Here is a 17,439-nt window from a genome sequence, read left to right on the forward strand (position 1 = left end):
ATCAGTTTACCCTGTTTTTTGCTGACGCCCCAACCTTGTTAAAATTGTGGGTTAAGATTTTGGGTTAGGCCTCAGGCTTCGCCAAGTAAGGTGGCGCTGATGGTGCGAATACCCTGCCCGGTAGCTCCGGCCGCCCAATACGCGTTGTTGTTGTTATTAAAGGCAGCCGCTAAATCAAAATGCAGCCAACCTTTGCCTTTATCAGGCACAAAACGACTTAAAAACCCGGCCGCGTTACTGGCACCGCCTGCGCCGCCGCCCTTTACCGGCCGGCTGTTGGCCGTGTCGGCATAAGCTGACGGACACTGTTGTTGATGCCATAGCTCCAGCGGTAATTGCCATGTAGGTTCCTGCACTTGCTCGGCATAAGCCAGGGCCTTTTGCGCTAAAGTTTTATCCAATGCAAACAGCGCATTATATTCCGCACCAACTGCTGTCATGGCTGCACCGGTTAAGGTAGCGGCATCAATAATCATCCCGGCACCGCTTTGTGCCGCGCACATCAGGCCATCGGCCAACACCAAGCGGCCCTCGGCGTCGGTGTTTACAATTTCAACAGTAGTGCCGTTTTTATAAGTAATAATATCGCCCAGCTTGTAGGCATTACTGCTGATCAGGTTTTCGGCACAACATAAAATAAGTTGTACGCGCTTATTCAAGCCCTGCTTTATCGCCAAAGCCAATGCTGCGGTAACAGTAGCAGCGCCGCCCATATCACATTTCATTGTCAGCATGCTTTCAGTGGCTTTAATCGAGTAACCGCCACTGTCAAAGGTAATACCCTTACCCACCAGCGCAGCACTAACCGGCGCATCGGCCTGGCCAGTCGGGTTATAGTCCAGCACCAGCATAGCTGGTTTGCGGGCACTGCCACGCCCTACAGCATGTAAGCCATTCCAGCCTTGCTCTAACAGTTGCTCATCGAGCAAAATGTGACTGTTAACCGTACCTTTGGGGGCAATATCTGTAATAAAAGCGACAGCCTGTTTCGCCAGTTGCTCGGGGTATAATTCATCCGGTGTTTGGTTTGTCAGGTGTTTTGCCCAGCTAAAACACTGTGCCAGCTGTTCCAGTTGTGTTTGGGCAGCATCACTGTTAAACAGCACGCCACCTTGTTTTTTCGCGCTGCAAAAGCCCTGATAAAACGCCCATTGCAGTTCCATTGTCCAGTTAGCACCGGTTAATTGCACCTGCGCCAGGCCTAAATTATCTAAACTGCGCGCCGCCTTTTGCACACTACGCTGCGCATCCTGGGCATTAAAGTGGATCTGAAAACCATTTTCGGTAGGAGTAAGTAAAGCTTTACCCCATTTATTTGCTACGGTTTCGGCCTGTAGCTGAATTTGCACAACGTCTGTCATCTGTCACCCTTTTTATCAGTGCGGTTTTGCGTTAAATGCGATGCTAATCAGTGTATCACAAGGCTTTACGAGCGAAACAGAAGCTCGTTATTTTGCTGCTACGCCACGCTAAAGCGCGCGTTAAATTACTGCAAATTAAATAAGATGACGATATGCCCGCCAGTCTGTATACTTCCGCGTCTTTTTAAATCTGATTGCGATGCCAGCAATATTCTGCTATCTATAGCCGCCATATTTTTTCGCTTGGCATTATACAGGAGATGATTATGCCAGAAGGCAATACTACCAAAACGCTGGGCTTACTTGCCCTTGCAGGCGTAGCGCCATATCAGGAAGCTGTCGGGGAAGAGTATATGAACCCGAAGCAACTGGAACATTTCCGCCGCATTCTCGACGCCTGGCGTCAGCAGCTGCGCGAAGAAGTTGATCGCACCAAGAATCATATGGCAGATGAAGCTGCTAACTTCCCCGATCCGGTAGATCGTGCCGCTCAGGAAGAGGAGTTCAGCTTAGAACTACGTGCTCGGGATCGTGAACGTAAGCTACTGAAAAAAATTGAGAAAACACTACAGAAAATTGAAGATGAAGACTTCGGCTTCTGTGACACCTGCGGTATTGAGATTGGTATTAAGCGCCTGGAAGCCCGTCCAACGGCTGACATGTGTATCGATTGCAAAACCTTAGCAGAAATCAAGGAAAAGCAACTGGGCGGCTAAGATGCCCGCTTCGATGCCAATTGTTAACCCCGCTTATATCGGCCGGTTTGCGCCTTCGCCTTCCGGCCCACTTCATTTCGGTTCACTTATTGCTGCGGTTGGCAGCTATCTGCAGGCCAAAAGCCAGCATGGCCAGTGGCTGGTGCGGATGGAAGATATCGACACGCCTCGTATGGTGCCGGGCATCGACAGCGATATTCTGCGCACACTTGAGCAATTTGGTTTACTGTGGGATGGCGAGGTGTTGTATCAAAGCCAGCGCCTGCAACGCTACAATGAAATTTTTAACCAGTTACAGCGGCAACAGCTGATTTATGCCTGCCAGTGCAGCCGCAAACAAATCAGTGCAATGGGCGGTACTTACGACAACCGCTGTGGCGCATTGCAATTAACCGCTGATAACCTGGCTTGGCGCCTGCGCAGCGACAATGTCAACACCCACTTTACCGATCTGTTATTTGGCCCACAACAGATAACTACACAACTGGCGCAGGAAGATTATATTATTAAACGCCGCGACGGTTTTTTTGCCTACCAGTTGGTGGTAGTGGCAGATGATATCGACCAAGGTATAACTGAAGTGATCCGCGGCGCCGATTTATTGCCAATGACACCACGGCAACAAGCATTGTGTCGCTTGCTTAGCGCACCTCTACCGCGCTATGGCCATTTGCCTCTTGCAGTGCTGCAGCCGGGGTTTAAGCTCAGTAAACAAAACCACGCTGCCGCTATCAGCCAGTGGCCTGAAACCAGGGTAATGCGTAAAGTGTTGTCTTTTCTTGGCCACCCGCCACCGGCAGAATTAGAACAAGCCCCGGTTACAGAACAACTAAGCTGGGCCATTACCAACTGGCAGCTTGCCAAAGTACCGCTGCAAATGGAAATAAGCAGCACAGAATTTCGTTAAGCTGGCCCAGTTTCATTCTTTTTTTGCTTCGGCTGCGGTATTATTAGCCGGTTTTTGAAAATGCAGCCTGGTGCTGTTTTACCGTGCAGCTCAGGGCTGTTTTAGAAGGCAGCTCAGTGCTGTTTCAGAATACAGCTCAAGGCTGTTTCAAAATACAGCTCAAGGCTGTATTTGTCAGGAGAATTATCATTATTTCGCGAGTGTTAGATTTTTGCCGCCGCACTTTTGGCGGCAAGGCCACTAAGGCAAACAACCAGAAAACTAAAGCTGCAAGCAAAGTGCAACAAGCACCACGCCCGGCTCCAGGTGCCAGCTTGTTACCTGCCGTACAGCGTTTAAGCCGCGATCAGCATGCTATTTCACGTAAAGACATCAGCCCAAACGCACTTAAAGTACTGTACCGTCTCAAAGACGCCGGTTTTGATGCTTATCTGGTGGGTGGCTGCATCCGCGATTTATTGCTCGGCCTTAAACCAAAAGATTTTGACGTGGTAACCAACGCCAAACCCGAGCAGGTAAAACAGGTGTTTCGCAACTGCCGCCTGATTGGCCGCCGGTTTCGTTTAGCCCATGTCGTATTTGGCCGTGAAGTTATTGAAGTTGCTACCTTTCGTGGTCACCACAGTGGCGCCGATGACGAAGCCGACACCGCACCTAAGTTAAAAACAGCCAGTTTAAGCGACCATGGCCAAATTCTGCGCGACAACGTTTACGGCACCATTGAAGAAGATGCAGAGCGGCGCGACTTTACCGTTAATGCGCTGTATTACTCGGTAAATGATTTCTGCGTTTATGACTTCGCCAACGGCATGCAGGCTATAGCCGCACGTAAAATTGAACTGATTGGCGATCCGGAGACACGTTATCGCGAAGATCCGGTGCGAATTTTGCGCGCCATCCGTTTTGCTACCAAGCTGAATATGCAAATTGCCCCAGCCAGTGCAGAGCCGATAGCACAGCTGGCGGTATTGTTGAAAAATATTCCGCCTCCGCGTTTATTTGACGAACTGATAAAGCTGCTGCTGGCCGGTAAAGCCTTTGATAACTTTATGCTGATGCGCGACAGCAAAGTATTAAAACAGCTGCTGCCGCAACTGGATAAACTGTTAAAACAGGAGCCGGAAGGCAAAGCGTTTCAGCTGGCCACTAAAGCACTACAAAACACCGATGAGCGGGTTGAAGCTGATAAACCGGTAACACCGGCCTTTATTTTTGCTGCCCTGCTGTGGTACCCGGTAGAGCTTCGCAGCCAAATGCTGATAACCGACGGTTTAAGTGAAATTGATGCGATGAATATCGCCATGACCGAAGTGTTGGACGATATTCAGCGCACTATCGCCATTCCTAAGCGTTTTACGCTGTCAATGCGCGATATCTGGGCCCTGCAAAGCCGTTTAACCAAACGCGCCGGACGCCGTGCCTTTAAACTGTTGGAACAGCCTAAGTTTCGTGGCGCCTTTGACTTTCTGCAATTGCGCGCCGAAGCCGAAGGTGGCAGCCTGGTTGAACTGGCCCTATGGTGGGAAAGATTTCAGTTTGCTGATGAAACCGACCGGCAGCAGCTGATCAACCAGCTTGGCAAAGAAGGCATCGACAAAGGCCCGCGCCGCCGGCGTAGCTATAAACGTAAACCCACGGCAGAATAATGACACCGCTTCGCTGTTATATTGGTTTAGGCGCAAATCTGGATCAGCCGGTGGCGCAGTTGCAACAAGCTGTGCAGGCACTTAAGCAGCTGACACAAAGTACACTGGTGGCGGTATCCGGCTTTTACGGCTCTAAACCTATGGGGCCGCAAGATCAACCCGATTATGTTAATGCCGTAGCCGCAATAGACACCGCACTAACGGCAGAGCAGCTACTGGATGCCCTGCAACAGATAGAACAGCAGCAGGGCCGTAAACGTAAAGCCGAGCGTTGGGGCCCACGTACACTGGATTTAGACATTCTGCTGTACGGCAATCAGGTTATTGCCACTGAGCGCTTAACCGTGCCGCACTATGGCTTGCGTGTACGTGAGTTTGTACTGTATCCCCTTTACGAAATTGCCCCCCAGCTTAACCTGCCGGACGGTACTGTATTATCCTCTTTACTGGCGCAGGTATCGCAAAATGGCCTGCAAAAACTTCACAGCAGTTGCAGCTGATCGCACTTTGTGCGATCTTGCGCGTCCTGCATTAATGGTCGGATGAGAAGATTATGGCTAAGATCACCACTGCCGTATTACAGAAAATGAAGCAGCAAAGCGACAAGATCACTATGCTGACAGCCTATGATGCCAGCTTCGCTAAATTATTTGCCGAGCAAGGCGTAGACGTACTACTGATTGGCGACTCCTTAGGTATGGTACTGCAAGGCCACGGCGATACTTTGCCGGTTAGCGTTAACGACATTGCTTACCATACCCGCGCCGTGCGCGCCGGTGCACCGGATGCGTTCGTCATCGCTGATATGCCGTTTATGAGCTACGGTACCCTGGAGCAAGCGTTGCAAAACGTAGTGCCGCTGATGCAGGCCGGTGCCAATATGGTGAAACTCGAAGGCGGCAACTTTTTGCTAGCCACAGTAAAAGCCTTAACCGAGCGCGGCGTGCCGGTATGTGGCCATTTAGGTTTAACACCGCAGTCGGTGCATATCTTTGGTGGTTATAAAGTGCAGGGTAAAACCGATGCTGCCGCCGATACCATGGTTGCGCAAGCCAAAGCGCTGCAAGATGCCGGTGCGCAATTGTTGGTGTTAGAGTGCATTCCCACTGCCTTAGCTAAACGTATCACCGACGCCCTGAGTATTCCGGTTATCGGTATTGGTGCCGGTAATGTTACCGACGGCCAGGTGCTGGTAATGCATGATTTACTCGGCATCAGCAGTGGCTATATTCCAAAGTTTTCCAAGAACTATCTGGCACAAACCGGTGAAATAAGAAGCGCTATTGCCGCTTATGTCAGCGAAGTAAAAAGCCAGACGTTTCCTGCCAGCGAACACAGTTTTTAAACCCGATGAAAATACTCAACTCTATTGCTGCGCTGCGGGCACAAATCAGTGCCTGGCGGCAAAATGGCGAGCGTATCGCTTTTGTGCCCACGATGGGCAACCTGCATAACGGCCACTTAAAACTGGTTGATGTTGCCAAAAGCCGCGCCGATCGGGTGATTGTCAGCATCTTTGTTAACCCGATGCAGTTTGGCAAAAATGAAGATCTCGACAGTTACCCGCGTACGCTGGAGGCTGATTGTGCCGGGCTAACCGCCCATGGCGCCGATGCAGTATTTACCCCTACGCCGGATATGATGTACCCGCGTGGCCTGGACGTGCAAACCTTTGTTGAGGTACCGCTGCTTGGTGATTTGCACTGCGGTGCCAGCCGTGCCGGCCATTTCCGTGGCGTGTCGACTATTGTTTGTAAACTGTTTAATCTGGTGCAGCCGGATATTGCCTGTTTTGGCCAGAAGGATTATCAGCAACTGGCGATTATCCGCCAGATGGTAACCGATTTATCCTTACCGATTGACATTATCGGTGTACCGACAGAGCGTGCAGCTAATGGCCTGGCGCTAAGTTCACGCAATGGTTATTTAACGCCAGAGCAATTGGCAACAGCCCCGCAGCTGTATCGACTGTTGCAACAACTGCGGGCAGAAATCCTGGCCGGTAACCATGACTACCGCAGTTTAGAGCAACACACTAAACAGCAGCTGAGCGCCGCAGGCTTTACAGCGGATTATATTGATATCTCTGACCAAACCGATCTGACGCTGGCCACCGATACTGATCAAGCTAAAGTGATTCTTGCCGCCGCCTGGCTCGGCAACACCCGATTAATTGATAATCTGGAAGTCTGATGTTGTGTTAGGCTGTCGCTATTCGCAGACAGCCTAACTATTTGATATAAAATGTATTTATAATTAACTTGCTCAGAGCGACGCCGATCGGCGACAGCTAGACACCGTTTCTACACAAAAGTCGAAGCAAGAACCACATAAGATAATGAATAATATATATTTTTAAATTCTGGCACGGCATCTGCAATTGCTATAACAAGATTGTAAGAAAAGCCGGAGACGGAAAATGAAAAAAGCCCTTATTACTGCCCTGTTATTACTAAGCGCCAATCTGGTACTGGCAAACGAATTTCTGAATAAGGTAAATCAGCAGGATCAGCCACAAACAGCGATACTGTCTGAGGCTGAATTAGCAGCTCAGGAAGAACTTAGTGCAGCGTTATCTGCCAATGCAGAATTGCCTTAAAGCGTTGCCGTAACAAGAGTTGTTTTAAAAGCACGGGTGGCAAGCCACCCGCTCAGTTAGAAACCGGACCTGAATTTTGCCGCATCGATAATGGCCCAAAGATGGGCAATAACAGCGATAATGCCGGGTATCACTAAAAACCATAAAGCATAGCCCGCTACACATACCAGAAAAAAGATAATTGCAGCGAATATACGGCCCTGTACTAACTGGCCTAAGCCCGGAATAAACACGTTACATAGCGCAGCAACAACGTTGCCACCTGAACCCTGACCTGCCATAACGTTCCCCTATCGATTGCTGTTTAATATATTACTGCTTTAACGCTGCAACAAACTGCTCTGACTGTGTAATAGCATTATTCATGTCATCAATCAGGCGGTTAATGTCTTTTTGCACAGTATTAAACTCACCCTGTAATGCGCCAATAGCTTTCGCATTCAGATTATGTTTTAAATACAGTGAATTGTCTCTGAGCGATGCCAATACAGGCTGCATACTTTGCTCGGCTCGGCGCATGGTTTTTAGCAGGCTGCTGTACTGGCGTCTGGTATCGGCCAGCTTTTTTTTACTATCTTGCTTTAACTTAGCGTTAGTATACTGCTCCAGCTCGTCCTGCCATTCATCAAACAAAGCCTCTGCTACCACTTCAATACTGTTGATGCGCTGACTGACATCCTCAGCCGCTGCACTGCAGGCCTGATACTCACTGTCAGTCGCTACATACATCCGCTGTAAATCGCCGCCATCAAATTTAATCAGGTCGCTAAACTGCTCCAAAGCTGATTTAAACTGCTTCTGAGCATCCTGCTGCGACTCCTGAGCTTCTTCTACGCGGTCAACCAGAATATCGCGCTTATGCACGCCCACTTTTTCCATCGCAGAATAATAAGCGCTCTGACAACCAGTAACGCTGAGTAATAAAGGGAGTAAAAGCCAAGCATAACGCATAAAATCAGTCCGTTGCCCAAAGGTAATGCCTGATAATAGCCTGTCATGCCACTTAGAACAAACCCGAATGTCAGGCAGCAAGCTCTTTGGCAAGTTGCAGCAGCTTGGGGTAAAACTCTTTATCCAGTTGCGCCAGTTGATCCTGCTCTACCAGCACATCATGCAGAATTTGCTCTGTGGTTAGCGGGTTAGCCAACACCACACGAAATACGATGGTTTCCTGGCGCTGATAGCGTGCCGGGGTTAAGCGGGTACGTGACACAAAAGACTTACCCTCTTCGCGCTGGCGCTTCTGAATAAACTTTGTCAGGCCGTTTAGCAGCTCGTTAAAACGTTGCAGTTGCTCCGGGGAGGCGTTAGCCATAGCTTTTTGCACCTGCGCCGGTACATAGCGGTAGGTGAGCAAACACAGCTCGGGCTCTGTGATCAGTTCAAAATCAATATTGTGCGCAATCAGTGTGGCAAAATAGCGCGCTTTTTCGAGGCTGCGGTTGATCAGAATTTCATAACCATCGCGGCCAATTACCTGCAAACAGGCATGCACCAGCATCGCCATGCCTGGGCGCGAGCCTTCCAGCGTCTGGCTGCCTAAATCTTTTGAGCCTTTACGCAGGATATATTCAGCGTGGTGCTCAATGGCATGCGCAGCAGAGGGGTGTTTAAACACCACCATACCGGCTCCCATCGGCACGTACATTTGTTTGTGCGCATCTATGGTAACGGAATCTGCCCGTTCTATGCCGGCCAGTAAGTAGCGGTATTTTTCTGACAGTAAAGTCGCACCGCCCCAGGCGGCGTCAACATGGAAGTGACACTGATATTGCTCGGCTAAATCAGCCAGTTGGTGTAATGGATCAACATTACCGGTTTCGGTAGTACCAGCCACGCCAACAATAGCCAGTACGCGGATATTAGCTGCGCTAAGCTCGGCCATTTTTTCGGCTAGCAAGGCGGTATCAATTTTATTATTAGCATCGGTTTTAACCGCGATAAGTGACTCACGGCCTATACCCAATACATCGGCAGCCTTACCCAGAGAGTAATGGCCGCGCTCAGACACCAGGATCGCCAGGCCATCATAGCCATAGTGCTTCATAGCCTTAAACAGGCCTTCACGGGCGATACCTTTAAAGTCGCCATCGGCTTTTAGCAGGCGGTTACGCGCTATCCACAGTGCAGTAATATTAGCAATAGTACCGCCGGAGCAAAACGCCCCCAGCGAATGGTTGGCACTGTGCATCCACTTTTTATAAAAGCCATCGCCTTCGCCGTACACCAGGTGATGCATCATGCCCAGCACCTGGCGCTCCATCGGCGTAAAGGCTTTGGAGGTTTCAATTTTTACCAGGTTCTGGTTCAGCCCCACCATCATTTTTGACAGCGACAAGACAAAATACGGCAATGCTGACGTCATATGGCCGATAAAACTCGGCGCAGCGGTATGTACCGAGTGCGCTACCAGCTTTTGCATCAGGCTTTCGGCGTAATCCGAGACAAAGTTCGGCATCTGCGGAATTTGATGGGTTTGAAAATCGCGCTCTATTTGCCACAGCGGTTTTTCTACCGCCACGATACTTTCGCGCAAAAAGCCAGCCAGGTTCTGTGAAAGGTTTTGCTCAATAATACTCAGCGTTGAGTCTGGCGCTTCCGGCACCGTAAAGATGCGCCATAAAGCTTCTTCAGAAGCGGTTGCCTGGCGTTTACTGGATTCTGTCATGCGCTTGCTACTCTGCATACGGTTTCAGCGGTTACTAAAACAGCCGGAAAATGGCGCTCACTTTACTGCAAGCGCCGAAAAATGTCTGCAAAAAAATAGCCGCAAACATGGTAGAGGGATTGGTTTGCCCTAAGCCAACCGTTGAAGGCATGGATGCTGACAAATTCGCCTGGAGCGAATTTGAACAGCTGTGCTGGTCCGCAGGATGAACTTCAGGGATGAAGTTCATAGTCGAGCCCCCCAGGGACTGGGTTTACGGCGCGTTGGCGTGGGCAAACCAAGCCGATCATATACACCTATATTCGGACTTAGCTTCGCAAGCCAATGCCACGGTTAATCAGATACATGGCATAGCTAAACAGCACGACAATAAAGCCCACCACCACCGCTAGCGCCAGCCATAGGCTAACGTCGGTTACGCCCAAAAAGCCATAACGAAACGCATTCACCATATACACCACCGGATTTAACGCAGCCACATGCTGCCAGAAGCCAGGCAGCAAGGTTAATGAGTAAAACACACCGCCTAAATAGGTAAGTGGTGTAAGCACAAAGGTAGGAATAATGCTGATATCGTCAAAGGTTTTCGCATACACGGCATTAATCAGGCCGCCCAGAGAAAACAGCATCGACGTTAGCGTAACGGTAACGATAATTACCGCCACGTTATGGATTTGAATAGTAACGAAAAACAGCGACAGAATAGTGACTATCAGCCCTACCAGCATGCCACGCGCCATACCGCCGCCAACAAAACCCAGCACAATAATGTAGTTTGGCACCGGCGCTACCAGCAGCTCTTCCACATTGCGCTGAAACTTGGCACTGAAAAATGACGACGCCACATTGGCATAAGAGTTAGTGATAACCGACATCATAATCAGGCCAGGTACAATAAACTCCATGTAGGTAAAACCGCCCATATCGCCAATGCGCGAACCGATTAAACTGCCGAAAATAACAAAATACAATGTCATGGTAATGGCCGGCGGTACCAGAGTTTGCACCCAAATGCGCAAAAAGCGGTTGGTTTCTTTATCCCAGATACTTTTTAACGCTACCAGATAATTAGCGTTGCTCATTTTGCACCTCCGCGGCCGTTCTCTACCAGCGACACAAACAATTCTTCCAGCCGGTTGGCTTTATTGCGCATTGATAACACCTTAATATCCTGGGCACTAAGCTGGGCAAAAATGGTGTTTAAGCCCTGTGCTTTCTCTACATCGACTTCAATACTGTTGCCGTCGAGCAGGCGCCAGTTAACACCTTCCAGTTTAATTGCTGTCGGCTCTGTCGCGAGATCCAGGACAAAGGTCTCACGGGTCAGCTTGGCTAACAGCGTCTTCATGCTGGTGTTTTCAATAATCAGCCCTTTGTCGATAATGGCGATATTGCGACACAAGCTCTCGGCCTCTTCCAGATAATGGGTGGTTAAAATAATAGTAACGCCCTGCTGGTTAATTTTGCGCAGAAACTCCCACATCGAGCGGCGCAGTTCGATATCGACACCCGCTGTCGGCTCATCCAGGATCAGCAGCTTTGGCTCGTGCATTAAAGCACGGGCTATCATTAAACGCCGCTTCATACCGCCGGATAATTCGCGGGCGCGGGCAGTACGTTTTTCCCACAAGCCCAGCTGACCAAGGTACTTTTCAGCCCGTTCAAGCGCCAGCTTTTTTGGTACACCGTAATAACCGGCCTGATTCACCACTATCTGTAATACGGTTTCAAACTGGTTAAAGTTAAATTCCTGCGGCACTAAACCCAGTTGGCTTTTTGCTGCTTCGAGCTGAGTATCAATATCGTAATCAAATACTTTAATACTGCCTTGCGACTTATTTACCAATGAACTGATAATGCCAATAGTGGTACTTTTGCCAGCGCCGTTTGGGCCTAACAGTGCAAAAAAATCGCCTTGGTTTACTTGTAAATCGATACCGCTTAATGCCACAGTACCGCTTTTATATACTTTATGCAGACCTTTGATATCTAACGCTAAACTCAATGCTATTCTCCTGCTTTTGCGGCATCACCACTGTAACCCCAGCGGTTAAGTAACTGATGCGGCAGCTTAAGGTGGTCTAAAATGCGCGCCACCATAAAATCGACTAAATCGCTGATCTGTTTCGGCTGATGATAAAAACCCGGTGCTGCCGGCATAATAGTGACACCCAAACGCGCCAGCTTAAGTAAGTTTTCCAGATGAATGGCACTAAGCGGGCTTTCGCGTGGCACTAAGATCAGCTGGCCGCCTTCTTTGATCACTACATCCGCGGCGCGCTCGATCAGGTTGTCACTGGCACCGGTGGCAATGGCTGATACGGTACCGGTTGAACAAGGGCAAATCACCATTTGCCGCGGTGCGGCTGAACCGGATGCAACAGGTGAGAACCAGTCATCTTTGCCGTACACTTTAAGCAAGCTGGCATCGCAAGCAAAATGTTCCAGCAGCATCTGCGTGCATTTGTCAGGTGCTGCCGGCAGTTTAATATCGTGCTCGGTGGCAAATACTACCCGTGCCGCGCTTGATACCAGCAAATGCACTTTAATACCCTGGGCCAGCAATAACTCAAGTAAACGCCAACCATAAGGTGCGCCCGAGGCACCGCTAAAAGCCAGCGTGATCTCTTTTGCAATTGTCATTTGTATTTCCACATTAGTGTTCCCATTTGCGTCTTAGCGCACTAATCAGCTTATCGTGAATACCGCCAAAACCGCCGTTGCTCATAATGACAATACTGTCGCCCTGCTCTGCCTGCTCAGATAACAGGCTCACTAAAGCGTCAATGTCTTGCGTTAATGTTGCTTTGGGCGTCAGCGCGCGGGTTAAGGCATCCAGCGACCAGTTGGCGTTGGCCGGTTCATACAAAAACACCAGATCAGCCAGTGCCAGCGACAGTGGTAGTGCCGCCTGATGCACCCCCATGCGCATGGTATTAGAGCGAGGCTCCAGTACGGCCAGTACCCGGTTTTGGCCTACTTTATTACGGATACCCTGCAAGGTGGTGCTGATAGCGGTAGGATGATGGGCAAAATCGTCATATACCTTAATACCGGCCACATCGGCTTTTAGCTCCATCCGTCTTTTCGGCGCAATAAAGCGCGTTAATGCTTCCAGTGCCGCGTCAACCGGCACTCCGGCATGACGCGCTGCTGCAATAGCCATCACTGCGTTATCGACATTATGCTGGCCACTGAGTTGCCAGCTCAGCTCACCAAGTTGTTTGTCCTGATAGTACAAAGCAAATTGGCTACCATCACTGCTAATCAGCTCTGCGCGCCAGTCAGTGCCATAGCTTTGCCGCTCGCTCCAACAGCCCATATCCAGCGTTTGTTGTACTGCTGGTGTATCTTCCGGCGACAACACCAAACCATTGGCTGGCACCATGCGCAGCAAATGATGAAACTGGCGCTGAATAGCCGCTAAATCAGGGAAAATATCGGCGTGATCATATTCCAGATTATTAATAACCACAGTACGCGGCCGGTAATGCACAAACTTAGAACGTTTATCAAAAAAGGCGGTGTCATATTCATCGGCTTCAATAACAAAAAACGGTGACTCGCCAAGCCGGGCCGAGCAATCAAAGTTCTGCGGAATGCCGCCAATTAAAAAGCCCGGTTTTAAACCAGCACATTCTAAAATCCAGGCAAGCATAGTGCTGGTGGTAGTTTTGCCATGGGTACCAGACACAGCGAGCACCCAGCGGTCAAATAATACCTGCTCTGCCAGCCATTGCGGGCCTGAGGTATAGCGTAAATTAGTATTTAGTACATACTCTACCGCCGGGTTCCCACGCGATAAGGCATTGCCGATAATCACCATATCCGGCGCTGGCTCCAACTGTGCCGGATCCCAGCCCTGGGTTAATTCAATGCCCAGTTGCTGCAGTTGGGTACTCATTGGCGGGTAGACATTCGCATCGGCGCCTGTCACCTTATGGCCCATCGCTTTGGCAATAGCGGCAATGCCGCCCATAAAGGTGCCACAAATACCGAGAATATGAATATGCATAAGTTATCCTGAAAATTAGCCGCAGCCATTGTAGCAAATGCGAACATTGCTGCAGTAACAACTGCAATTTGCGTAGAAATTCTTTAAAATACGCTGGCCTCTACCGCATTAACAAAAATAATTACTGAGAAGGAACCACTAGCATGCGCCGCATCTCGCCAGTATTGCAACAGGACGGAGTCGACAGCGACCTGATTTCACTGCTTAAAACCATACTGGCCGCCTGCCGGGAAATCTCTTTTCGTGTCAGTCAGGGCGAACTGGCTGGGGTATTAGGTTCTACCCTGGGTGAGAATATTCAAGGGGAAACGCAGAAAAAACTCGATATTATTGCCAATGAATTGCTAAAAGAAGTGATTCTGGAAACCGGCGTGGTAAAAGCCATCAGCTCAGAGGAAGAAGACGACACCGTTGCCGGCAACCCAAACGGCAAATATCTGGTGACTTTTGACCCGTTAGATGGCTCGTCTAACACTGATATCAATAGCTTAATCGGCACCATTTTCTCTATTTTGCCAGCGCAAGCCGATAAAGCTGCAGATGATGCCAGTCAGTTTTTACAGCCTGGCACGGCGCAAGTGGCTGCAGGCTATGTCTTGTATGGCCCGTCTACGATGCTGGCGTTAACCACCGGCAAAGGTACACGGATTTATACATTGGATAAAACTTATGGCGGCTTTTTGCTTACTGAAGAGCAAGCAGCCATTCCGAAATACACCGCCGAATTTGCGGTGAATATGTCGAACCAACGCTACTGGCAGCCGGCCATGCAAGCTTATATTGCTGATCTACTTAAAGGCAAAGAAGGCCCGCGCGGTAAAAACTACAATATGCGCTGGATAGCCGCTATGGTGGGTGATGTACACCGCGTGCTATGCCGCGGTGGTATTTTTGCTTATCCGCGCGACACTAAAGACGCCAACAAGCCGGATAAACTGCGACTAATGTATGAAGCCAACCCAATGAGTTTTCTGGTAGAACAGGCCGGTGGTGTAAGCTCTACCGGTTATGAGCGTATTATGGATATAGTACCAACCGACATTCACCAACGTGTAGCAGTAATACTTGGCTCAAAGCACGAAGTAGAAAGCTGCGTTGCCTATCATCAGCGATAGCCATTTTTATTGCCGGCGCTATAATAAGCGCCACTTTTAACCAAGCTTTTATCATTTAAGGACCAGGCCATGAGCTTAAGCGATGTTGCAGCAGGTAAGAACCTGCCAGAAGAAATTAACGTTATTATTGAAATTCCGGCCAATGCCGATCCTATCAAGTACGAAGTAGACAAAGATACCGGTACCGTTTGGGTAGACCGTTTTATGTCTACACCGATGTTTTACCCGTGCAACTACGGCTTTGTAAACCAAACTTTATCACTGGATGGTGATCCGGTAGACGTATTGGTACCAACACCTTACCCACTGGTACCCGGCGCTGTGATTAAATGCCGCCCGGTAGGTGTGTTGTTTATGTCAGACGAAGCAGGTGAAGATGCCAAAGTTATCGCCGTACCTGTAAGCAAACTGACCAAACTGTATGACCATATTCAGGACATCAACGACGTGGACGAGCTGCTGAAAAAGCAAATTCAGCACTTCTTTGAGCGTTACAAAGAATTAGAAGCCGGTAAATGGGTTAAAGTAAACGGCTGGGGCGATGCTGCTGCTGCCAAAGCTGAAATTGTTACCTCATTTGAACGGGCTAAGAAATAACTATCTGCCTTTTGTAACAAAGCCCGACACCGTTCGGGCTTTTTAATGGCGTGCACCTAGCAGACATAACCACAAGCATTTGCTTAAATAAAGCACTATACTGCGCCTAAATCTATTCTAATAATAACTAACAAATTTACAGAGGCCAGCAGTATGGATGTGTTACGACGCCTGTCTATATCAAAGAAAATCTACCTGATACCCTTTATCGGCACCCTGAGTTTTATCATTTACCTGATTCTTGCCAGCAATACGGCGCTGAACAACGTTAAAACGCTGGAGCAAACCCGTGATGTACAGTTCCCGGTATTGCAATCGGCCCAAAGCTCGTTGGTGCTGCTGGAACGGATAAAAGACTCGCTGGCCAGTGCAGTAACTACAGGCGATGAAGAAGCTCTGGCCGGTGCTGGCGCATTCAGCCGTCAGCTGACACAAGATTTAAGTAACATTTCCCAGCTAAACCGTGACTATGCCAATGATGTCAGCAATATCCAGCAAAGCTACGACGCTTACTATCAGGTGGCCTACAAAGTGTCGCAGGAAATGATTAACAACACTGCTGATTTTAGTACCCTGCCCCAGCGTTCAGAAAAAATGAATGCCGATTACGACACCACCGCCCTGCTGCTAAGCCAGTTCCGTGATATGCGGTTGCAGGAGTTTACCTCAGCGATTGACGACGCCAGTGAACAGGCCGGCACCCTTATCACTGTGGGTATTATTATGGGCGTGATCACTACGCTGGTGCTGTTTGGCACTGCGTTTCCGGTCGCACGGGGCATTCAAAGCAGCCTGGGCAACATGATTAACTCGTTACAGGATCTGGCCAAAGAAAACGGCGACTTAACCGCCCGCATTAATACCAATAGCAAAGACGAGCTGGGTGACCTGGCGTACTGGTTTAACACCTTTATGCAAAAGCTGCAGCACGTAGTAAAGGATATTGTTAATACTGCCGTGCCACTGTCGGCCCTGGCTAAAGACTTACACGAGCTAACCGACGACACTAATAAAACTATTGCCCAGCAGCGTAAAGCGGCTAACCAGGCCAAACATGCAGTGGATGACATGAGTGCCAGCGTAGTAGCAGAAGTTAGCAGTGCTAACGAAGCTGCGGCTGCCGCCAATCAGTCCAGCGACGCTGCAGGTCAGGGCCAGCAAACCGTTATTGCAACGGTACAGAATATTCAGCTATTAGCGGGCAATGTGCAGGACGCCTCTGATGTGATTCTGCAACTGGAGAAAGATGCCAATCAGGTAGGCACAGTGCTAAGTGTGATTAAAGGTATTGCAGAGCAAACCAACCTGCTGGCACTGAATGCCGCTATTGAAGCCGCACGCGCTGGTGAACAGGGCCGTGGTTTTGCCGTGGTAGCCGATGAAGTTCGCACGCTGGCATCGCGCACGCAAAAATCAACTGAAGAAATTCAGCGCACCATAGAACAGCTGCAAACAGCCGCCCGGCTGGCAGTACAGAAAATGCAGCAAAGTACCACGCAGGCAAATCATAGTGTGCAATCAGCCAATAAAGCTGGTGATGCCCTGCAACTGATCACTAAGAGCATTGCGCAAATACGGCTGATGAACCAGCAAATTGCAGAAGCCACTGATGATCAACAAAAAATGGCCAGCGATATCGTTGGCCATGTTGATGCTATTTTCAAAAATACCGAACATAGCTCAGAAAGCGCTGGTCATATTGCTAAAGCCAGCAGTGAGCTGGCTTCACTGGCGCAAAATCTGGAAAGTATTACCAAATTATTCAGAGTGTAAAAACGGCCGGACCACAAGCCCGGCATATGCTGGCTTGTGGTT

At 49.3% G+C, this 17,439-nt stretch carries 18 protein-coding genes; 10 read left to right on the forward strand and 8 right to left on the reverse strand.

Annotation, left to right across the window (positions count from 1 at the left end):
- Positions 1–71: 71 nt before the first annotated feature.
- Positions 72–1,361, reverse strand: coding sequence for an aminopeptidase PepB (gene pepB / locus MJX74_RS15195; RefSeq protein WP_240223720.1), 1,290 nt, complete (start codon positions 1,359–1,361; stop codon positions 72–74).
- A gap of 266 nt (positions 1,362–1,627) precedes the next feature.
- Between pepB and dksA the strand changes: the two genes are divergently transcribed.
- The 7 genes from dksA to MJX74_RS15230 all read left to right on the forward strand — a co-directional run bounded on the left by dksA (position 1,628) and on the right by MJX74_RS15230 (position 7,229).
- Complete coding sequence (dksA, locus tag MJX74_RS15200; protein ID WP_068232704.1) at positions 1,628–2,077, forward strand: RNA polymerase-binding protein DksA; 450 nt, start codon at positions 1,628–1,630, stop codon at positions 2,075–2,077.
- A gap of 1 nt (position 2,078) precedes the next feature.
- A complete protein-coding gene (gluQRS, locus tag MJX74_RS15205; protein WP_240223722.1) occupies positions 2,079–2,984 on the forward strand; it encodes a tRNA glutamyl-Q(34) synthetase GluQRS in 906 nt (301 codons plus the stop codon).
- 314 nt (positions 2,985–3,298) lie between these two features.
- Positions 3,299–4,630 carry a polynucleotide adenylyltransferase PcnB gene (gene pcnB / locus MJX74_RS15210; RefSeq protein WP_240223724.1) on the forward strand — a complete coding sequence of 444 codons (1,332 nt, stop codon included), beginning with the start codon at positions 3,299–3,301 and terminating at the stop codon, positions 4,628–4,630.
- The gene (gene folK / locus MJX74_RS15215; protein WP_240223726.1) at positions 4,630–5,130 is read left to right on the forward strand and encodes a 2-amino-4-hydroxy-6-hydroxymethyldihydropteridine diphosphokinase; all 501 of its coding nucleotides are present in this window, start codon (positions 4,630–4,632) and stop codon (positions 5,128–5,130) included. The genes pcnB and folK overlap by 1 nt, the downstream gene beginning before the upstream one ends.
- A gap of 53 nt (positions 5,131–5,183) precedes the next feature.
- Positions 5,184–5,975, forward strand: coding sequence for a 3-methyl-2-oxobutanoate hydroxymethyltransferase (gene panB / locus MJX74_RS15220; RefSeq protein WP_240223727.1), 792 nt, complete (start codon positions 5,184–5,186; stop codon positions 5,973–5,975).
- A gap of 5 nt (positions 5,976–5,980) precedes the next feature.
- A complete protein-coding gene (gene panC / locus MJX74_RS15225; RefSeq protein ID WP_240223728.1) occupies positions 5,981–6,823 on the forward strand; it encodes a pantoate--beta-alanine ligase in 843 nt (280 codons plus the stop codon).
- 226 nt (positions 6,824–7,049) lie between these two features.
- A complete protein-coding gene (locus MJX74_RS15230; protein WP_240223729.1) occupies positions 7,050–7,229 on the forward strand; it encodes a hypothetical protein in 180 nt (59 codons plus the stop codon).
- Between the two features lie 56 nt (positions 7,230–7,285).
- Here MJX74_RS15230 and MJX74_RS15235 read toward each other — a convergent pair whose 3' ends face one another.
- From MJX74_RS15235 to mpl, 7 genes are all read right to left on the reverse strand, one after another.
- Complete coding sequence (locus MJX74_RS15235) at positions 7,286–7,510, reverse strand: hypothetical protein (protein ID WP_068232739.1); 225 nt, start codon at positions 7,508–7,510, stop codon at positions 7,286–7,288.
- A 31-nt stretch (positions 7,511–7,541) separates the two neighbouring features.
- Positions 7,542–8,180: a DUF2959 domain-containing protein gene (locus tag MJX74_RS15240; protein WP_240223730.1), complete on the reverse strand. Its 639-nt coding sequence runs from the start codon at positions 8,178–8,180 to the stop codon at positions 7,542–7,544.
- 70 nt (positions 8,181–8,250) lie between these two features.
- The gene (gene panP / locus MJX74_RS15245) at positions 8,251–9,897 is read right to left on the reverse strand and encodes a pyridoxal-dependent aspartate 1-decarboxylase PanP (RefSeq protein ID WP_240223731.1); all 1,647 of its coding nucleotides are present in this window, start codon (positions 9,895–9,897) and stop codon (positions 8,251–8,253) included.
- 308 nt (positions 9,898–10,205) lie between these two features.
- The gene (locus tag MJX74_RS15250; RefSeq protein ID WP_240223732.1) at positions 10,206–10,979 is read right to left on the reverse strand and encodes an ABC transporter permease; all 774 of its coding nucleotides are present in this window, start codon (positions 10,977–10,979) and stop codon (positions 10,206–10,208) included.
- Complete coding sequence (locus MJX74_RS15255; RefSeq protein ID WP_240223734.1) at positions 10,976–11,902, reverse strand: ABC transporter ATP-binding protein; 927 nt, start codon at positions 11,900–11,902, stop codon at positions 10,976–10,978. The genes MJX74_RS15250 and MJX74_RS15255 overlap by 4 nt, the downstream gene beginning before the upstream one ends.
- A gap of 2 nt (positions 11,903–11,904) precedes the next feature.
- Complete coding sequence (locus MJX74_RS15260) at positions 11,905–12,540, reverse strand: flavin prenyltransferase UbiX (RefSeq protein WP_240223735.1); 636 nt, start codon at positions 12,538–12,540, stop codon at positions 11,905–11,907.
- A 13-nt stretch (positions 12,541–12,553) separates the two neighbouring features.
- Positions 12,554–13,912, reverse strand: a complete 1,359-nt coding sequence (mpl, locus tag MJX74_RS15265) for a UDP-N-acetylmuramate:L-alanyl-gamma-D-glutamyl-meso-diaminopimelate ligase (protein WP_240223736.1) — start codon at positions 13,910–13,912, stop codon at positions 12,554–12,556.
- A gap of 143 nt (positions 13,913–14,055) precedes the next feature.
- Between mpl and MJX74_RS15270 the strand changes: the two genes are divergently transcribed.
- From MJX74_RS15270 to MJX74_RS15280, 3 genes are all read left to right on the forward strand, one after another.
- Positions 14,056–15,027 (forward strand): class 1 fructose-bisphosphatase, encoded by a 972-nt coding sequence (locus MJX74_RS15270; RefSeq protein ID WP_240223737.1) that lies wholly within the window; start codon positions 14,056–14,058, stop codon positions 15,025–15,027.
- 69 nt (positions 15,028–15,096) lie between these two features.
- Complete coding sequence (ppa, locus tag MJX74_RS15275) at positions 15,097–15,624, forward strand: inorganic diphosphatase (protein ID WP_240223738.1); 528 nt, start codon at positions 15,097–15,099, stop codon at positions 15,622–15,624.
- A 153-nt stretch (positions 15,625–15,777) separates the two neighbouring features.
- A complete protein-coding gene (locus MJX74_RS15280; RefSeq protein WP_240223739.1) occupies positions 15,778–17,397 on the forward strand; it encodes a methyl-accepting chemotaxis protein in 1,620 nt (539 codons plus the stop codon).
- Positions 17,398–17,439 lie beyond the last annotated feature (42 nt).

This window comes from Rheinheimera hassiensis (genome assembly GCF_022436675.1).
GTDB lineage: Bacteria > Pseudomonadota > Gammaproteobacteria > Enterobacterales > Alteromonadaceae > Alishewanella > Alishewanella hassiensis.